1 protein-coding gene and 2 pseudogenes are annotated in these 1,591 nt (G+C 66.6%); all 3 read right to left on the bottom strand.

The features are described 5' to 3' along the window. Positions 1–116, bottom strand: a pseudogene (locus ACFYP3_RS37740) (IS5/IS1182 family transposase); the annotation flags it as partial. Between the two features lie 16 nt (positions 117–132). Then, positions 133–1,203 carry an IS110 family transposase gene (locus tag ACFYP3_RS37735; protein ID WP_388842636.1) on the bottom strand — a complete coding sequence of 357 codons (1,071 nt, stop codon included), beginning with the start codon at positions 1,201–1,203 and terminating at the stop codon, positions 133–135. Between the two features lie 259 nt (positions 1,204–1,462). Then, positions 1,463–1,591 (bottom strand): annotated as a pseudogene (locus tag ACFYP3_RS37730) (DDE-type integrase/transposase/recombinase); the annotation flags it as partial.

Below are 1,591 nucleotides of genomic sequence, written 5' to 3'. Positions count from 1 at the left end.
AGGAGGGCGCCGTGGATGATGACTTCGTCCTTGAATCCCTGGTCCACCAGGGCTTTCTCCAGGCGCATTCCGCACCGCTCGGCGGCCTGGTCGAGGAGGGCGGTGCCGGCGGCGTTGACGCTCCTATAGCTGTCAACTGGCTTTCTGGGGTGCTCGTGGGGCGGGTCGGAGTAGGTGGTAGACCTCGCGGATGACGTAGCGTTTGAGGCAGCGGATGATCTCTCGTTTGGTCTTTCCCTCGGTAGTGCGGCGGGTGACGTAGTCGATCGTGGGCTGGTGGAATTGCATCCGGACGATGACGGTTCGGTAGATGGCGGCGTTCAGCTGTCGGTGGCCGCCGTGGTTGATGCGATGCCTGCCACTGGTCATGCCGGAGCCGGTGGGCACGGGCGCGATGCCCGCGAGCTTGGCGAGAGCGGCCTCAGACTTGATGCGCTCGGGGTTGTCGCCGGCGACGACGAGGATCTCCGCGGCGGTGTCCACTCCAATGCCGAACGGCTCGAGCAGTTGTGGAGCGGCTCGCTGGATGAGGTCGCCGATCATCTTGGTCAGTTCTTTGGCCTCGGTGTCGAGGTACTGCCACCGCTTGGCGAGCGTCCGTAGCGTGTGCCGCAGTGCGTCCTCGGGTCCGTCCAGGCGGCGAGGACGCAGGGCTGCCAGCTGCCGCGCCAAGGTGATCTGCGTCTTTCCCGCGGATTCCCGGCGCAGGCTGTCCGGGGCGTGGACCAGCATGGCCTTCATCGTGACCATGGCCGCGGCGCGCTGTTCAACGGCCTGGTCGTGCGCGACCTTGAGCCGGCGGATCATCTCCGCCTCGCCGTCGGCGCTCTTCGGCGTGGCGGTCGCGAACCCGGCGAGGACGGCGCGGGCGGCGTTCTCGGCGTCCAGGGTGTCGGACTTTCCGTTCATCCGCCGAAGACGCCTGTCCGGCCGGCCGGCCTCGACCACCTTGTGGCCGGACCTGCGCAGGAACGATGTGAGTGTGGCGCCGTAGGAGCCGGTGCCCTCGATCCCGAAGGCCAGGATCTTTCCGAACGAGGCTGCCCAGTCGGCTAGTTGCTGGAAACCGCCGGTGTCGGTGGTAATGGTCAAGGTGGCCAGGATCCCGCCGATCGTGTCCATCACCGCTGCGACGTGGACGTGTTTGTGCGTGTCGACGCCGGTCACGATGTGCCCGGACCTGGGCTGCTCGAGGCTCTGCACGATGTTCCTTCCGGCCGGTAGCGTGGGAGGTCACGCTGTCGCCGGTCGGACGGACAGGACTGTCACGGGGACGCTTTGGTGAGTCGGCTCCAGGCTCTTATCAGGTCACGTCCGTCCGGCGGCAGCGCTTGCTGCATGCCCGGCCGGGCGGTCGACAGATCAACGCCAGGACACCCACAGGGTCAGTCGTAAGCAAGAGTCAGACCGCCTCGGCCGGGACTACCCGATCCTTGCGGGATCCGGTGCGAAGAGACTGACAGTCGTAGCTCGAGCCGACTTTGCCCATGCTCCTAAGGATGCCGTACTGGTCGCAGACCTGTGCGAACGCGGACGAGGTGTACTGCGAGCCCCTGTCCGCGTGGAAGATCACCCCGGTGACGTCACCGTC

The sequence above is a fragment of the Streptomyces sp. NPDC005533 genome (assembly GCF_042871845.1).
GTDB lineage: Bacteria > Actinomycetota > Actinomycetes > Streptomycetales > Streptomycetaceae > Streptomyces.
The sequence above is the reverse complement of the archived record's forward strand: the minus strand, read 5'-3'. Positions and strand labels throughout refer to the sequence as shown.